This window comes from Serratia quinivorans (genome assembly GCF_052113645.1).
GTDB lineage: Bacteria > Pseudomonadota > Gammaproteobacteria > Enterobacterales > Enterobacteriaceae > Serratia > Serratia quinivorans_B.
In genome coordinates this window covers 1,071,988-1,087,468 of record NZ_JBIEIU010000001.1, presented here as the reverse complement: position 1 = coordinate 1,087,468, position 15,481 = coordinate 1,071,988, and the positions used below count along the sequence as shown (strand labels likewise).

Sequence of the window (15,481 nt, the reverse complement as noted above, 5' to 3'; positions counted from 1 at the left end):
GCATGGAAATTGCCTTTTATCTGGCAGGTTTGATTGCGGTGGTCGCGACAATTCGCGTGATCTCGCATACCAACCCTGTGCATGCGTTGCTGTATCTGATCGTCTCACTGTTGGCGATCTCTGCAGTCTTCTTCTCACTTGGTGCGTACTTCGCCGCGGCGCTGGAAATCATCGTTTACGCCGGTGCCATCATGGTGCTGTTCGTGTTCGTGGTGATGATGTTGAACCTCGGCAACGCGGTGCAGCAGCAAGAGCGCGATTGGCTGAAACCGTCGGTATGGATTGGCCCGGGCCTGATGTCGTTGGCCTTGCTGGCGGTGCTGATTGTCGCCATCCGTAGTGTGTCCGATCAGGGCATCAGCGGTGAGATGGTTGACGCCAAAGCGGTGGGGATCAGCCTGTTTGGTCCTTACGTTCTGGCGGTTGAGCTGGCTTCAATGCTGCTGTTGGCAGGTCTGGTTGTTGCCTTCCACATCGGCCGTGAGCACAAACCGGGTGAGGTGTTGAGTAACGCCCCGGCCAGTGGCGAAATGGCGAGAAGAAAATCGGAGGAGCAAGCATGATCCCTCTTCAACATGGCCTGATCCTGGCGGCGATCCTGTTCGTCCTGGGTCTGACCGGGTTGCTGGTCCGTCGCAACCTGCTGTTTATGCTGATCAGTCTGGAAGTGATGATCAACGCCGCGGCATTGGCGTTTATCGTGGCGGGTAGCTACTGGGGCCAACCGGATGGGCAGGTGATGTACATCCTGGCGATCAGTTTGGCGGCAGCCGAGGCCAGTATCGGTCTGGCGTTGTTGCTGCAGCTCTACCGTCGTCGTCATACCCTGAATATTGATACTGTCAGTGAGATGCGCGGATGAACCTATTATATTTAACTATTCTGCTACCGCTGATCGGGTTCCTGCTGTTGGCCTTTTCCCGTGGCCGCTGGTCTGAGAACACCTCGGCGACCATCGGCGTAGGCTCTATCGGCCTGGCTGCGTTGGTGACTGTGCATGTGGCGATGGATTTCTTCGCCCAGAAAGCGACCGGCGTGCAGCTGTTTGAGCAAAGCCTGTGGAACTGGATGACCGTCGGCAACTTCAATATCGGCGTGACTTTGACGCTGGATGGTCTGTCGTTGACCATGCTGTCGGTGGTGACCGGTGTGGGCTTCTTCATCCACATGTTCGCTTCCTGGTACATGCGCGGTGAAGAGGGCTATTCACGCTTCTTCGCTTACACCAACCTGTTTATCGCCAGCATGGTGGTATTGGTTCTGGCAGACAACCTGTTGCTGCTGTACCTGGGTTGGGAAGGCGTGGGCCTGTGCAGCTACCTGCTGATCGGCTTCTACTACAAGGATCCGGCCAACGGCGCAGCGGCGATGAAAGCCTTCATCGTGACCCGCGTCGGCGACGTGTTCCTGGCGTTCGCGCTGTTCATCCTCTACAACGAGCTGGGCACGCTGAACATCCGCGAACTGATGATCCTGGCTCCGCAAAAACTGGCGGTCGGCGATACGGCGATCACCTGGGCTACCCTGATGTTGCTGGGCGGCGCGGTCGGTAAATCGGCGCAGTTGCCATTGCAAACCTGGCTGGCAGACGCCATGGCGGGTCCAACCCCGGTTTCCGCACTGATCCACGCGGCGACCATGGTGACCGCCGGCGTTTACCTGATTGCCCGTACGCACGGCCTGTTCCTGATGGCGCCGGAAGTGCTGCATCTGGTGGGTATTATCGGGGCTGTGACCCTGGTGCTGGCCGGCTTTGCCGCGCTGGTGCAGACCGACATCAAACGCGTACTTGCCTACTCCACCATGAGCCAGATTGGCTACATGTTCCTGGCGTTGGGCGTGCAGGCGTGGGATGCGGCGATCTTCCATCTGATGACCCATGCGTTCTTCAAGGCGCTGCTGTTCCTCTCCTCCGGTTCGGTGATCCTGGCCTGCCATCACGAGCAGAACATCTTCAAAATGGGTGGCCTGCGCAAGAGCATCCCGCTGGTTTACGTCTGCTTCCTGGTGGGTGGCGCTGCGCTGTCGGCATTGCCGCTGATTACCGCAGGCTTCTTCAGTAAGGATGAGATCCTGGCGGGCGCGATGGCCAACGGTCACATCAATCTGATGATTGCCGGTCTGGTCGGTGCGTTCATGACCTCGCTGTACACCTTCCGTATGATTTTCATCGTGTTCCATGGCGAAGAGAAAATCAAAGCGCATGCCGGTAAAGGCATCACTCACCACCTGCCGCTGTTGGTTCTGCTGGTGCTGTCCACCTTCGTTGGCGCGATGATCGTTCCGCCACTGCAGGGCGTACTGCCAGATACCACCGAGCTGGCGCACGGTAGCGTGCTGCAACTGGAGATTACCTCCGGCGTAGTGGCTATTGTCGGCATCCTGTTGGCGGCGGCGCTGTGGCTGGGCAAACGTACCCTGGTGACCCGCATCGCCAATAGCGCACCGGGGCGTTTCTTCTCGACCTGGTGGTTCCATGCCTGGGGCTTCGACTGGCTGTACGACAAAGTGTTCGTCAAGCCGTACCTGGGTATTGCGAAGTTGCTGCAACGTGATCCGCTGAACTCGATGATGAACCTGCCGGCCATCTTCTCCCGCTGGGGGAACCGTGGTCTGACAGTGAGCGAGAACGGGCAGGTGCGTTGGTATATAGCGTCTATGGGTGTGGGTGCAGTGGTCGTATTGGCGCTGTTGATAATAATTTAAAGCATTTATCGGGCATAGCGCTGTGCTATGTACAATGTTTTATACCGTATGAATTTCGCGTTGTGACTAGGCGGCAAGGGCGAGCATCCCCAGGCGCTTACTTAAGTAAGTAACTGGGGTAAACGCCCGCAGCCAACAACGTTACAGCGTGAAATGCAACGGTAGAATAAGGGACACAAAACGCCATGCTATTACCTTGGCTAATTCTTATCCCCTTTATTGGCGGTCTGCTGTGCTGGCAGTTTGAGCGCTTCGGTACTAAGGTGCCGCGCTGGATTGCGTTGATCGCAATGGGGCTGACATTGGCGCTTTCTCTGTATCTGTGGATGCAGGGTGGCTACACATTGACTACGCCGAAAGGCATTCCGCAGTGGCAGTCTGAATTCCTGCTGCCGTGGATCCCACGCTTTGGCATTTCCATCCACCTGGCGCTGGACGGCCTTTCACTGCTGATGGTGGTGCTGACCGGCCTGCTGGGCGTGTTGGCGATCCTCTGTTCCTGGCGTGAAATCCAGAAATACCAGGGCTTCTTCCACCTGAATCTGCTGTGGATCTTGGGTGGGGTAATCGGCGTGTTCCTCGCCATCGACATGTTCCTGTTCTTCTTCTTCTGGGAAATGATGTTGGTGCCGATGTACTTCCTGATTGCGCTCTGGGGTCACAAGGCGTCGGACGGGAAAACTCGCATCACTGCGGCCACCAAGTTCTTCATCTATACCCAGGCCAGCGGTCTGGTGATGCTGATTGCCATTATGGGCCTGGTGTTCGTGCACTATAACGCGACCGGCGTGTGGACCTTCGATTACGAAGACCTGCTGCAAACGCCAATGTCTCATAACGTGCAGTACCTGTTGATGCTGGGCTTCTTCATCGCCTTCGCGGTGAAAATGCCGGTGGTACCGTTGCACGGCTGGTTGCCGGATGCGCATAGCCAGGCACCAACTGCAGGTTCTGTGGACCTGGCGGGGATCTTGCTGAAGACCGCGGCCTACGGCCTGTTGCGTTTCAGCCTGCCGCTGTTCCCGGAAGCCTCGCATGAGTTCGCGCCAATCGCCATGTGGCTGGGTGTTATCGGTATCTTCTACGGTGCCTGGATGGCGTTTGCGCAGACCGATATCAAGCGTCTGATCGCTTACACCTCGGTTTCCCATATGGGCTTCGTACTGATCGCCATCTACACCGGCAGCCAACTGGCTTACCAGGGCGCGGTGATCCAGATGATTGCGCACGGTCTGTCTGCGGCCGGTATGTTCATCATCTGTGGCCAGTTGTACGAACGTCTGCATACCCGCGACATGCGTGAGATGGGTGGCCTGTGGGGACGTATCAAATACATCCCTGCGCTGTCGCTGTTCTTCGCGGTGGCGACGCTGGGGATGCCGGGTACCGGTAACTTTGTCGGTGAGTTCATGATCCTGTTCGGCAGCTATCAGGTTGTGCCGGTGATCACCGTGATTTCTACCTTCGGTCTGGTGTTTGCTTCGGTTTATTCGTTGATCATGATGCAGCGTGCCTACTACGGCAAAGCCAAGTCTGACCAACCGTTGCCGGGCATGACCGCGCGTGAGCTGTTCATCATTCTGCTGTTGGTGGTGTTGCTGGTTCTGCTGGGGGTTTACCCGCAGCCGATTCTGGACACTTCAAATGCGGCGATGAGCAACGTGCAACACTGGTTTGGTTCGTCAGTTTCAGCAATTTCAACAACAAGGCCGTAATTCGCCATGACAATAACTCCTCAACAACTGATCGCATTGCTACCGCTGTTGATCGTCGGATTGACGGTGGTGGTTGTGATGCTAGGCATTGCGTGGCGACGCGACCACTTTATCAACGCCACGCTGACCGTGATCGGTCTAAACCTGGCGCTGCTTTCGCTGTACTTTGTCGGCCAGGCAGGCCCAATGGACGTCACCCCGCTGCTGCGGGTTGACGGCTACTCGATGTTCTATACCGGGCTGGTGATACTGGCGAGTCTGGCGACCTGTACCTTTGCCTATCCGTGGCTGGTCGGTTACCCGGACAACCGCGAAGAGTTCTACCTGCTGGTGCTGATTGCTACCCTGGGTGGCATTCTGCTGGCGAGCGCCAACCATCTGGCATCGCTGTTCCTCGGTATCGAACTGATCTCGCTGCCGCTGTTCGGTCTGGTGGGCTATGCCTACCGCCAGAAGCGTCCGCTGGAAGCGGCTATCAAGTACATGCTGCTGTCCGCCGCGGCGTCGTCATTCCTGCTGTTCGGTATGGCGCTGCTGTATGCGGAGTCCGGTGACCTGTCACTGGCCGGCCTGGGCAAGAGCCTGCAAGAAAACATGATGCACCAGCCGCTGATCCTGGCGGGGATGGGCATGATGATTGTCGGTCTGGGCTTCAAGCTGTCGCTGGTGCCGTTCCAACTGTGGACACCGGATGTGTATCAGGGTGCGCCTGCGCCGGTTTCAACCTTCCTGGCGACCGCCAGCAAGATTGCCATCTTTGCCGTCGTGATGCGTTTGTTCCTGTATGCACCGGCCGCCGACAACGAAGCGCTGCGCATGGTGCTGTCAATCATTGCCGTCTGCTCAATTTTGTTCGGCAACCTGATGGCCATCAGCCAGACCAACATCAAGCGTCTGCTGGGTTACTCGTCGATCGCCCACCTGGGTTATCTGCTGGTGGCGTTGATTGCGGTACAGACTCATCAGCTGTCGCTGGAAACCGCCGGGGTTTATCTGGCCGGTTACCTGTTCAGCAGTCTGGGCGCGTTCGGCGTGGTCAGCCTGATGTCCAGCCCGTACCGTGGTCCGGATGCCGACTCACTGTTCTCTTACCGTGGTCTGTTCTGGCATAAGCCTATCCTGTCCGCCGTAATGACGGTGATGATGCTGTCACTGGCCGGTATCCCGATGACGCTGGGCTTTATCGGTAAGTTCTTCGTGATCGCGATGGGCGTGAGTGCTCACCTGTGGTGGTTGACCGGCGCAGTGGTGCTGGGCAGTGCCATTGGTTTGTACTACTACCTGCGCGTCACCGTCAGCCTGTTCCTCAGCGCGCCGGAAGCGCTGCAGCGCGATACCCCGAACAACTGGGCGTTGACCGCAGGCGGCGTAGTGGTGCTGATCTCCGCCGCGTTGGTGTTGCTGCTGGGGGTTTATCCGCAGCCGCTGATTACGCTGGTGCAGATGGCACAACCGATGTTCTGATAGACTGCAAGGCAGTAAAAAGGTCGCTTCGGCGACCTTTTTTTATGGCGTGGGGGGACAGATTAAAGCGCCATCTGCGCCGGGCGACAGTGGTACAACTTTGCCAGCTTTTCCCTGGTTTTTTTTTGCGGTTTAGAGTCAATGGCTTCCCACTGAGAAACGGCAGATTGGGTAGTGCCCAATTTTGTCGCCACATCGTACTGCGAGAAGCCGCGGAAAACTCGCCATGCGGCTATCAGGCTGATGTTCTGATCCAACATGATAGAGACCACTTCATGAGGAACAGTTTCATCATCGTGTATATCGCTATTATAGGGAATAGACTCATAGTCATCTTGCCGGCCCACCAGCTTTTTATATTCATCGAGAGGCAATACCACGTACAGCGGTTTGCCTGATTCATCATGGATATATTGTAACTTCGCCATCTGGCATACCTCGGGTTATAAATTTCGGCTCAACGCGGTTCAGTAAGTTGTCGACGTTCTACGTTTCACCTGTTGGATCAGACAGACAATGGGTTCATCATCAGTCATCTCAAAAATAATGCGATAGCTGCCGACGCGCAGGCGGAATTGGCTGTCAGCACCATGCAATTTTTTGATATCCAGTCTGACGGCAGGAAACGTGCTTAACAGCCCAACCTTGTTTTTAATGGCTGAGCGATCCTGTGTAGGTAGCGTCATCAATTGCTTAAGTGCTTTGCGCGACCAGTTAACCTTTGCCATCATTCCCTCGACTGTGGGGGCACGTCCTGTGCGTTAATTAGATAATAAGTCTTTAATCTAATTATGGCAATGCGGCGAAACGGGATAAGAGGGGCGGGTAAGTCACCCTAACCCCTGAATGGGTGAGATCAGCCGGGATTGTTTTTAAACGAGGTTTCCAACGCTTGCACCACGGCACGCACTCGCGCGGCGCGTTGCAGGTCGGGGTGCAGCACCAGCCAGATATCCACCCAGTCTTTATTCTCCGGGAAAATACGGACCAGATCCGGATCCTTATCCGCCAGGAAAGAGGACAGCAAGCCAATCCCCAGTCCATTGCGCGTTGCCGAGCGCAGCAGCAACTGCGAATTGCACTGCAACACCACGTTAGGGTCGATCAGCGCTTCGCCGCAGAAATCGTTCCAATGGCGTGGCACCAGTTCACGCGGGAACATCAGCAGATCATGGCCACGTAGATGGTCGCCCTTGGTCGGCATGCCGTGTTTGTCGAGGTAATCCTGGGTCGCATACAGCCCCATTTCGATGGTGGCCATGCGCTTGATGATCAGCTCATCGGATTCGGGCCGGGCACCGCGGATCGCCAAATCCGCTCCGCGGTAGGAGATATCAGAGATATTGACCGCCGTCAGCATCGTGACGGTGATGAGCGGGTATTGTTCTCGCAGCGCTTTCAGCGCGGGGATGACAAAGGCCTCGGCCATGGTATCCGTGGTGGCGATGCGGACGTTGCCGCACAGGCTGTCGTCGCCGCTGGTGGCTTTACGGCCAATTGCCTGCACCGAGTTTTCCATGTTCATCACATCCGCCAGCATTTCCTCGCCCAGCGGGCTGAGGGAGAATGATTTCGGCGTGCGGATAAACAGCTTGGATCCCAGGCTTTCTTCAAAAGCGGTAATGCGCCGCCCGACGGTGGCCTGGTCGACGTGTAGTTCATTGGCGGCTTTTCGTAAAGTGCCGCAGCGCGCCACCGCGAGAAAGAAGCGTGCATCATCCCAATTCATCATGCCATTTCCTTTGTGCAGGCTTATCAGTCTTATCGGTGTTCATTATTGCGCAACCGTACCGGCTCTGGTTTTGGCTGCAAATGAGGCCCACGTATCATAATTATTAATTATGTTTCAGGATATGAATAAATGCATCAACGTGAAGCAGTTTTGCATCTTTATTTTTACCCGACAATCTTTATGCTTATCAACGTTTATGCTGTGATCTGGCGCACGTTTTGTGCCAATGTTACCCTGAACGCGTAAGCAGACGCGCATGAGAGCCTGTCTCTGTGGGCTAACCGCCTGGTGGGATCGACTCTGAATCTAGGTTGGCCCACCACGACTGGACATTAAAAATGGAGTCTCACGCAGAGAAGTTATACACCCCCGTAGCACTGGCAACTACGGACGGTGTCAGAGTTATTGCATCGCCTGGCGCGAAAGCGGCAACGCAAAGTAACGCTGATGTGATTATCCAGAGTCTTGAAGCTCGCGGCATTCAACATATATTCCTGGTACCCGGCAAGCTGGTGTACCCACTGATTAAATCCATTGAACATTCAGGCATTGCCGGTATCGTCGGCGCCCATGAAACCGCCTGCGGCTTTATGGCGGATGGCTATGCCCGTGCCAGCCGCAAGTTTGGCGTTTGCCTGGGTATCTCCGGCCCCGGCACCATGAATTTCCTGCCGGCGATGGCGGCGGCGCAGGCCGATAAAATCCCGGTGCTGTATCTGGCCGGCGGTATCGCCACCTATCACGAAGCACAGGGTGCTTTCCAGGACGGCAGCAATAGCGGCATCGATGAGCTGACTATCGTCAAGCCGCTGCTTTCCGCAGCCATAGAAGTGAAAAATAATCTTACGTTGCAGCATGAGCTGCGGCGCAGTTTGTCCTGCCTTAACACCCAGCGGAAAGGGCGCACCTATTTGAGCGTGCCGGTCGATATGCAAAAGAAATCGGTGGCCGGCCATCACGAAGCCAGTCTGCCACGAACGCCGCAGTGTCGTGAAGCGGCAATCGACCCACAGGCGTTGGATCAGGTACTGGACGACTATCTGCTACGCGGGCTGAACGTTGCCTGTCTGGTGGGCAATCGCATGAATAACCCGCTGGATGCGGCTCTGTTGCTGCGTCTGGCGGAAAAATACCGCCTGCCGGTTGCCACTACACTGTCCGGCAAGGGGGCGTTTCCCGAAGGGCATGAGCTGGCTCTGGGGCTGTATGGATTTGCCGGCCACACCCGGGCGGTGGAAACCATCAATGGCGATGAAGTGGATGTGTTGCTGGTGCTGGGTTGTGATCTCAGCCAGCGCGACAGCCTGAACTGGAATCCTCGGCTGCACGGCACCAAAACGCTGGTGGTGATTGATGAGGACTTCGACAAGGTCAGCTCGCATTATCAACCGGACATGCAGATTTTCTCCAGCCTGACTGGCACACTGCAACACCTGCTGGATGCCGTCAGCGACGATGATGCGCATCTGGTCGGCATTAAGCGCTTGCGCAATGGCTGGCTGGAGCAGGTGAACCGACTGCCGCTGGAGCAACAACGGCCCGATTTACAGGCGCGTCTGGCTTCGGGTGAAGCCAACATGTACCCCGGTGATGCCATCAAACGCATCCGCAGCCGCATGAATCAAGACACCAATGTGGTGGTCGATTCCGGCGCGCACCGCATCTTTATGGCGCATCACTGGTTGGCCAGCGGGCGCGGCGATTACCATACCTCAAGCTCCCTGGCGCCGATGGGCTGGGCGATTTGCGCCGGTATCGGCATCAAACTGGCTGCGCCACACCGCGACTGCGTGGTAGTGACCGGCGACGGCTGCATGCTGATGCACGGCATCGAGATCCAGACGGCTGCCCGTTATCAGGTCAAAATGACCTTTGTGGTGATGAACAACTGCGCTCACGGTGCGATGCATATCGATACCTTGCAAAACCGTGGCGTGTCGGCGGATTATACCGCGCTGCCGAACCACGACTGGAAGGCCTTTGCTAACAGCCTGGGGGTTTCCTCCGCCAAAGCGGCGACGTTGGAAGAGCTGGACGAGGCGCTGAGCGCTGCGGCTGAGCACGAGGGGCCTTTCCTGATAGAAGTGTTGGTAGGAAATCATGTGGCGCCTAATCGATACTATGCCGAGAGCATCGTAGAATACGAGCAGCGTATCAAAGGCTTGTAACGGCGTAGCCCCATTATTCCGGGATCCGTCATGCATTGTCCTTTGTATCACGCCATTCTATTTTGTTCACCGTAGTCATGGAGCGATAACAATGTATAAACTGACACTTCTGGCATTAATGATGGTATTTCAGGGCTATGCGCAGGCCGCAGAGGATCACGGCGAAGGCATTAGCAAAGAAACCCTGTTGAAAACCGAAACCTCGTGGGAAGGGACGCCGTACCAGCACTATCCGGCCGGTGCGCCCCAGATCACCATGTTGAAGGTGACCGTGGAGCCGAACAAGGTGCTCGCCTGGCATACCCATCCATGCATCAGTGCGGTGTATATGACCGGGGGCAGCGTTTCGCTGACGGTCAAGGAAACCGGCGTGAAACACACCTTTAAGCAGGGCGACTCCTTTACCGACACGGTAGATATCGTTCATCAAGGGGTTTCCGGCGATAAAGGCGCTGAGATGCTGGTGTTCTTCGCCTGCGCTGATAACAAATCGTTGACGGTGAAAGCCGCCGAATAATATCCCCGACATCTTTCAAGCTGCGGCATTGTCGATTGCGTTATCTGTAGGGGGCGAATACATTCGCCCCGTTTTATTTTATTGCCCATTGGGGGCGGTATACCGAGGAAATCATGGTTGCTTTGTGGATGGTTGTCGCCAGCGGGTTCTTTGCGCTGATGGGGGCCAGTATCAAACTGGCTTCGGCCAAGGTCGGCTTTTTCGACATCATTTTTTACCGCTCTGTGATTAATGTGCTGATCGTTGCCGCGCTGATCCAGGTTAAAAATCTCGGTTTTCGCACCCAGCACCTGGGTCTGCATATGAAACGCGCCGCCATTGGCAATGCGGCGATGTATTGCGGCTTCTACTCCTTGATCCATCTGCCGATCGCCACGGCCACCACGCTGGGCTACACCAATCCTATCTTTCAGTCGGCGATTGCCTTTGTCACCTCCAAAGGCCAACTGACCGGCAAGCTGCTGTTCTCGGTACTGCTGGGCTTTATCGGCATTCTGGTGCTGTTGCGCCCCGATACGCCGAACGGCGAGTACGCCGCGACCTTGATTGGCCTGTTTTCCGGTCTGCTGACCGCGCTGGCCTATTTTAACGTCGGCAAGCTGGTACGCAGCGGCGAACCGGAGCTGCGGGTGGTGTTTTACTTCTCGCTGGTGGGCACCCTGGTGGGCGGCGTGATGACCACGGCGGTGGGGTTTACCGCGTTGGACAGCGCCATGATGCTGTGCGTCTGCGCCATCGGCGTATTTGGCAGCCTGGGGCAAATCACCATGACGCGTGCCTATGGCAGCGGCAATGCGGTGATCGTCAGCATTCTTTCCTACAGCACTATCATTTTCTCCACGCTGCTGGGCTATCTGCTGTTTGGCGAGAAGCTGTCTTATATTGCTGCAGCCGGTATGGCGCTGATTATTCTCTCCGGTGCGTTGGCGATAGTGAAACGCGCCCCGGCAAAGGTCTCGAAGGCGGCGGCGGTGTAAAGAACGCAGCACTGAACGCGGATGGGCGCCAGCGCAAATGCATTAATGAATCACTATGATGCATTCTTGGCTATTTTTACCGTTATACCCGAAAGGTATGATAAACGCGTTTCCTGATGAGTTTGGTTTTCAGGACTAAGTGTTTATCCAGAGTATTTCGGGAGAGAAAAATGTCTGAAGGTGTGGCTGTTGATGAAGCCGCTAAAGCGAATTCGGGCACGTCGCATTTTGCCATTCTGCTGTTTTTAGCCTTGGCATTAATGTCGGCATTGCTCAACAGCAGTGCGCCGACGCCGCTTTATCCGCTTTATCAACATGAGTTGGCGTTAAGCTCGGTCAGCCTGACGGTCATTTATGGCGCTTACGCGGCCGGCGTGCTGATTTCCCTGTTCGGCGTGGGCAACATGGCCGGCAAGGTCAAGGACCTGCGCAGCATGATTGTGCCGGCGTTGCTGGTGGTGTTAGCCGGGGCCTTGCTGTTTTCGATGGCCGATTCTTTTCTGATGATGTTTATGGCGCGTCTGCTGGCCGGTATCGGCACCGGGGCGTTGACCGGAGCGGCCAACATTGCGTTGGTGCGTTTTGGGCCGAAGGACGGCGGTAAAAATGCGGCGTTGATTGCCACGCTGTCATTCACCACCGGTCTGGCATTGGGGCCGATTTTCAGCGGTGTGGCGCTGCAAACCGGGTTCCATACCACTTCGTTGCCGTTTATTATCATCATGGCGGTAGCGGCGGTCGCCGCACTGGGCGTGATGCTGAAATGGCCGGTTGAAGTCGTTACGGTACCGGTAAGCGGGGCGCCAGTGGCCGACGCCGCGGCAGAAAAAAGTTCATTGGCTGACGGTCTGCGTGCTACCGGTGGCAAGTTCTTCCTGTGTGCCGGTGCGTTGTTCATCTGCTGGGCGGTAGCCGCCAGTATTCTGGCGATTGGCCCGAGCGTGTCGGAAAAGTTGTTAGGCATGCACAGTCGTGGCGTCTACGGCTACGTGATTGCGGTTTATCTGGTGATTGCCGGTATTAGTCAGATCCTGAGCCGCCGGGTTAATGCACGCCATTCGCTGATGTTCGGCTGCCTGGCGCAGGCGCTGTCGGTGGTGGTGTTTGCCGAAGCGATTCAGATCCACTCACTGGCTCTGGCCAGTGCCGGTATGGTGATTGCCGGTTATGCCTACGGGGCCATTTTTGTCGGCAGCGCCACGCTGGTGAACCTGATTTCACCGAAGGCCAGCCATGCAAGACTGATTTCACTGTTTTACGTGATTGCTTATATCGCCAACTGGGTTCCAATCCTGTTGGGGGCGGTTATCGACCATGCCAGTCTGCAACTGGCGGTCAATTTGTTATTCCTGGTCAGTGCCGTGGTGTGCTTAGCCTTGAGCTTCATGGTGACCCGCGCGGGCTTCCCGCGCTGATACCCGCGTTTTGCAGGCTGCTGTCAGCAATCTGCAATGGGTCGGGTAGGAGAAGGAAAGAATATTTTAGCCACGTGAAGTGGTAAACGATTTCCCTGGTGTTGTTGTGTGTCATTTCCAGCGTGCTTGCCACGCTGGTTTTTTTTGTGACAAATTCCTCAATTCTGCAATTTCCGTGTTTCTCATTACAAATTTTATGTGGCATACATCACATATTTTTGCCGGCTTTCGAGTAAACTGCGCGCTTTCTCTGCTGCGGGTCAGTTTATGAACGTTATTTTTGCCATTGCTGTGACTACCGGGATCCTCTCCGGCGTTTGGGGATGGGTCGCTGTCAGCCTGGGGTTGATCAGTTGGGCCGGTTTCCTCGGTTGTACGGCCTATTTCGCTTGCCCGCAGGGGGGCCTGAAAGGGCTGTTGATCAGCACGCTGACCTGTTGCAGCGGGGTATTCTGGGCGATGGCGATCATTCACGGCAGTGAGCTGGCGCCCGCCTGGAGCCTGCTCGGTTACCTGCTGACCGGCGCGGTGGCTTTTCTGATGTGTATCCAGGCGAAACAGCAGTGGCTGGGGTTTGTACCCGGCACCTTTATTGGCGCTTGCGCCACCTTCGCCGGTGGCGGCAACTGGCCTCTGGTAACCCTTTCCCTATTGGTGGGGCTGGTGTTCGGCTACGCGATGAAAAACAGCGGCCTGTGGCTGGCCGCGCGCAGCGAAAAACCGAAACCGACGGGTGTTGTTACCGAACATGTTAACCGTTGAGTTAAATGGTGCCGCCGAGCGAAATACGGTAGTGCAGATCAACGCGCTCAATGCACGGCACCCCTTTGATGCGTTTCAATAAGATCTCTGTGGCAACCTTGCCGATATCAAACCTTGGCGTGATCACGCTGGCAATGCCAGGCGTGGTGGCTTTGCCGATATCCAGGCCGTGAAAACCTGACAGGGCGATGTCTTGCGGAACCCGCAACCCCAGCCGCAGACACTCTTGCAACACGCCCACCGCCAGATCGTCATTGGTACATAAAATACCGTCCAAATCGGGATAGAGCTGGCGCGCCATGGCCAGCATGTCGGAGCCGACCGTCACCGAAGAAACGCGATGTGGGGTGATCTGCCGCGGTGTCAGTCCCTGTTTTTCCATCGCCCGGCAATAGCCCTGGAAACGTTTGGTGTCACGGGCATCGGACATGGCGCCAAAATAAACCACCTGACGTTTTCCGCTGGCGAGCAGCGCTTCGGTCATGTCGTAACCCGCCTGATAGTTATCGAACCCCACGGCGATCCGCCCCTCGGGGCCTTCCAGATCCATCACCTGCGCTACCGGGATTTTGGCCGCCGCCAGGTATTTTTCCGCCCGCAGAGTATGTTCCGAATCGGTGAGGATCAGCCCGGCGATTGGGTACGCCAGCAGTTGGACGATATGCTCCTCTTCCCGTTGCCGGCTGTAGTCATAGTTCACCACCAGGGTTTGATAGCCCTGCTCCAGAGTGATGGATTCGATGCCGGCCAGCAGATCGGCGAAAATTTGGTTGTTGAAGGAGGGGATCAGAACGCCAATACGTGGCTTTTGCGTCGAGCGCGCTTCATCGCTGTCGGTGAAGTTAACTTCTTTCATCACCTGGGCAATTTTCGCGGCGGTTTCGGCCGCCACCTTTTCCGGCGTACGCAGATAGCGGCTGACGGTCATTTTGGTCACACCGGCGAGCAGCGCAATATCTTGCAGCGTGACGCGTTGGTTCTTCATTCTGAGGCCTTAACGGGGTGGGGCAGCGAAATCGCGAATAGTGCCATGTTAACAAATCGATTTGGCGATAACAATCGACGTTATAAAGTATAAATGTCTTATTTTTCAATAAAATGAATTAGTTTTCTTTCCCGCGCAGTTGCGTGGCTTCACGTTAAAGGTAACAGGGTTTAGTAACACCGTTTTAAGTGATCGGTATCACGTTTTTGCCGGCGGCGATCCGCTGAGATAGGCGCCTGCCTGATCTCAATAACTTTGCCGGGGAACGTTATGAACAACTTATTTTCACTGGATAATAAAAAAGTCCTGATTACCGGCGCTTCTCGGGGCATTGGTTTTCTGCTGGCCCGTGGGTTGGCGGAGTATGGCGCTCATATTTTGGTCAATGCCACCACCGAGGAAAACGCCCAGCGTGCGGTTGATGCACTGCGGCGTGAAGGGTTCCGTGCCGACGCGGCGGCCTTTGATGTTACCGACTCCCAGGCGATCCATGCCGCCATTGAGCGAATCGAGGCGAAAATCGGCGGGATTGATGTGTTGATCAACAACGCCGGCATTCAACGGCGCCATCCGTTTACCGAATTCCCGGAAAAAGACTGGGACGACATTATCGCCGTCAACCAGAAGGCGGTCTTTATGGTGTCGCAAACCGTTGCGCGGCATATGGTGCAGCGCCAAAGCGGTAAAATTATCAATATCGGTTCAATGCAAAGCGAGCTGGGCCGCGACACCATTACGCCGTATGCCGCCTCCAAGGGCGCGGTGAAAATGCTGACGCGCGGCATGTGCGTAGAGCTGGCGCGCTATAACATTCAGGTCAATGGCATCGCGCCGGGCTATTTCAAAACCGAAATGACCCAGGCGCTGGCGGACAACCCGGAGTTTACCGGCTGGCTGACCAAACGGACGCCGGCTGCCCGTTGGGGCGATCCGCAGGAACTGATCGGCGCGGCGGTATTCCTGTCGTCCAAAGCTTCGGATTTTGTGAATGGCCACCTGCTGTTTGTCGATGGCGGGATGTCCGCCGCGGTATAACCGCC

General features: G+C 56.0%; 15 protein-coding genes. 11 read left to right on the top strand and 4 right to left on the bottom strand.

Annotated features, from left to right (window positions below):
• Positions 1 to 2 precede the first annotated feature (2 nt).
• From nuoJ to nuoN, 5 genes are all read left to right on the top strand, one after another.
• Positions 3 to 563: an NADH-quinone oxidoreductase subunit J gene (gene nuoJ / locus ACGS9J_RS04925; protein WP_442229900.1), complete on the top strand. Its 561-nt coding sequence runs from the start codon at positions 3 to 5 to the stop codon at positions 561 to 563.
• Positions 560 to 862 carry an NADH-quinone oxidoreductase subunit NuoK gene (nuoK, locus tag ACGS9J_RS04920; RefSeq protein ID WP_012146014.1) on the top strand — a complete coding sequence of 101 codons (303 nt, stop codon included), beginning with the start codon at positions 560 to 562 and terminating at the stop codon, positions 860 to 862. Before nuoJ ends, nuoK begins: the two co-directional genes overlap by 4 nt.
• The gene (gene nuoL, locus ACGS9J_RS04915; protein ID WP_442229899.1) at positions 859 to 2,706 is read left to right on the top strand and encodes an NADH-quinone oxidoreductase subunit L; all 1,848 of its coding nucleotides are present in this window, start codon (positions 859 to 861) and stop codon (positions 2,704 to 2,706) included. The genes nuoK and nuoL overlap by 4 nt, the downstream gene beginning before the upstream one ends.
• Positions 2,707 to 2,891: 185 nt before the next feature.
• Positions 2,892 to 4,421, top strand: a complete 1,530-nt coding sequence (nuoM, locus tag ACGS9J_RS04910; protein WP_442229898.1) for an NADH-quinone oxidoreductase subunit M — start codon at positions 2,892 to 2,894, stop codon at positions 4,419 to 4,421.
• Between the two features lie 6 nt (positions 4,422 to 4,427).
• Entirely contained in the window at positions 4,428 to 5,885 is a 1,458-nt protein-coding gene (nuoN, locus tag ACGS9J_RS04905) for an NADH-quinone oxidoreductase subunit NuoN (RefSeq protein ID WP_044552632.1), read from the top strand.
• 62 nt (positions 5,886 to 5,947) lie between these two features.
• On the opposite strand, the gene ACGS9J_RS04900 is transcribed toward nuoN, so the two are convergent.
• From ACGS9J_RS04900 to ACGS9J_RS04890, 3 genes are all read right to left on the bottom strand, one after another.
• Positions 5,948 to 6,313 (bottom strand): helix-turn-helix domain-containing protein, encoded by a 366-nt coding sequence (locus ACGS9J_RS04900; RefSeq protein WP_442229897.1) that lies wholly within the window; start codon positions 6,311 to 6,313, stop codon positions 5,948 to 5,950.
• A gap of 39 nt (positions 6,314 to 6,352) precedes the next feature.
• Positions 6,353 to 6,613, bottom strand: a complete 261-nt coding sequence (locus ACGS9J_RS04895; RefSeq protein WP_085117762.1) for a type II toxin-antitoxin system RelE family toxin — start codon at positions 6,611 to 6,613, stop codon at positions 6,353 to 6,355.
• Positions 6,614 to 6,741: 128 nt separating this feature from the next.
• On the bottom strand, positions 6,742 to 7,617 hold the full coding sequence (locus ACGS9J_RS04890) for a LysR family transcriptional regulator (protein ID WP_442229896.1): 876 nt from the start codon (positions 7,615 to 7,617) through the stop codon (positions 6,742 to 6,744).
• 338 nt (positions 7,618 to 7,955) lie between these two features.
• Here ACGS9J_RS04890 and ACGS9J_RS04885 point away from each other — a divergent pair, with 338 nt between their 5' ends.
• The 5 genes from ACGS9J_RS04885 to ACGS9J_RS04865 all read left to right on the top strand — a co-directional run bounded on the left by ACGS9J_RS04885 (position 7,956) and on the right by ACGS9J_RS04865 (position 13,456).
• Positions 7,956 to 9,785 carry a thiamine pyrophosphate-binding protein gene (locus ACGS9J_RS04885; RefSeq protein ID WP_442229895.1) on the top strand — a complete coding sequence of 610 codons (1,830 nt, stop codon included), beginning with the start codon at positions 7,956 to 7,958 and terminating at the stop codon, positions 9,783 to 9,785.
• Positions 9,786 to 9,876: 91 nt separating this feature from the next.
• On the top strand, positions 9,877 to 10,302 hold the full coding sequence (locus ACGS9J_RS04880) for a cupin domain-containing protein (RefSeq protein ID WP_442229894.1): 426 nt from the start codon (positions 9,877 to 9,879) through the stop codon (positions 10,300 to 10,302).
• Positions 10,303 to 10,415: 113 nt separating this feature from the next.
• On the top strand, positions 10,416 to 11,279 hold the full coding sequence (locus ACGS9J_RS04875; protein WP_442229893.1) for a DMT family transporter: 864 nt from the start codon (positions 10,416 to 10,418) through the stop codon (positions 11,277 to 11,279).
• 170 nt (positions 11,280 to 11,449) lie between these two features.
• On the top strand, positions 11,450 to 12,694 hold the full coding sequence (locus ACGS9J_RS04870; RefSeq protein WP_442229892.1) for an MFS transporter: 1,245 nt from the start codon (positions 11,450 to 11,452) through the stop codon (positions 12,692 to 12,694).
• Positions 12,695 to 12,961: 267 nt separating this feature from the next.
• Entirely contained in the window at positions 12,962 to 13,456 is a 495-nt protein-coding gene (locus ACGS9J_RS04865; RefSeq protein WP_442229891.1) for a DUF1097 domain-containing protein, read from the top strand.
• Position 13,457: 1 nt separating this feature from the next.
• On the opposite strand, the gene ACGS9J_RS04860 is transcribed toward ACGS9J_RS04865, so the two are convergent.
• A complete protein-coding gene (locus ACGS9J_RS04860) occupies positions 13,458 to 14,441 on the bottom strand; it encodes a LacI family DNA-binding transcriptional regulator (RefSeq protein WP_442229890.1) in 984 nt (327 codons plus the stop codon).
• A gap of 270 nt (positions 14,442 to 14,711) precedes the next feature.
• On the opposite strand from ACGS9J_RS04860, the gene idnO reads away from it, so the two are divergent.
• Positions 14,712 to 15,476 carry a gluconate 5-dehydrogenase gene (idnO, locus tag ACGS9J_RS04855; protein WP_442229889.1) on the top strand — a complete coding sequence of 255 codons (765 nt, stop codon included), beginning with the start codon at positions 14,712 to 14,714 and terminating at the stop codon, positions 15,474 to 15,476.
• Positions 15,477 to 15,481 lie beyond the last annotated feature (5 nt).